The organism is Schinkia azotoformans, assembly GCF_035811335.1.
GTDB lineage: Bacteria > Bacillota > Bacilli > Bacillales > Bacillaceae_J > Schinkia > Schinkia azotoformans.
Genome location: NZ_JARSMD010000002.1, coordinates 131,856 through 132,845, shown reverse-complemented (window position 1 = coordinate 132,845; position 990 = coordinate 131,856). Strand labels below are relative to the sequence as shown.

The following is a 990-nucleotide window of genomic DNA, read 5'->3' as shown; positions in this document are numbered from 1 at the left end:
TGCACATCTTGATACATATGATAGAGTTCGTAGTATAATAGACCTGAGGTGGTAACTGTGTCAAAAGTTATTCACGGTAGAGGATATGTTTACTCGCTTCAATACCATCTAGTGTGGTGTGTAAAGTATAGAAGAAAAGTGCTTGTAAATGAGATTGAAAAATCATTAAAAGAAATTCTTATACAACTTTGCAAAGACCACGAGATAACGATTGAAGAAATGGAAACCGATAAAGACCATATTCATATGTTGATTTCCTTAAAGCCTCAGCATTATATCCCAACTGTTGTGAAGACCTTAAAGGGGCAATCAGCCAGGAGATTATTCAAACTCCATCCCGAAATCAAAGGATTTCTCTGGGGAGGTCATCTGTGGAATCCTAGCTATTTTATCGCTACAGTTAGTGAAAATACTGAAGAGCAGGTTCGCAGATATATCCAAAGCCAAAAACAAAAATGACAGGAGGTGAAACCAATGCTTGAATTAGTAAACCGTGGCTATGTGTATCGTGCTACCCCTATTTCTCAAGAGGTAGAAACTTATTTGCGGCAGTGTTTTGGTGCAGATAGAAAGATGTATAACCTCCATGTTGCTCACCTATATGGTTATTTGGAAAAGACTAACTATCAAGTTGGCGACAAGTTACCTTCTTTAAAGATGATGGATATGCCGACTGTTTCTGAATTCAAAAAACAATGTGTAAATGATAATGTAGCTTACTTATATCTTGTAGACGCATTCGCTTCTAACGAAGCGAAGCAACACTTCAACAAGGCGATAACAGCTTTTAACAAGATTGCATATAAGAAACAATACAAGAAATCTGCCTTAAAACGTGAGAAGACACTAGGAATCAAACCAACATTTCGTGATTTAAAAGGAATGCCAAAGTTCCATTCTCGTAAGGGTAGCAAAGCTAGCTATACTACATTCAATCAAAACGGAAATATCTACATTAAAGATGAAGTATTATATCTTCCAACTGCACAA

At 36.6% G+C, this 990-nt stretch carries 1 protein-coding gene and 1 pseudogene; both read left to right on the top strand.

Translation table 11 applies throughout. The features are described 5' to 3' along the window. The first annotated feature begins 57 nt into the window (after positions 1-57). On the top strand, positions 58-459 hold the full coding sequence (tnpA, locus tag P9E47_RS02025; RefSeq protein WP_326162495.1) for an IS200/IS605 family transposase: 402 nt from the start codon (positions 58-60) through the stop codon (positions 457-459). Between the two features lie 15 nt (positions 460-474). Next, positions 475-990, top strand: a pseudogene (locus P9E47_RS02020) (hypothetical protein); the annotation flags it as partial.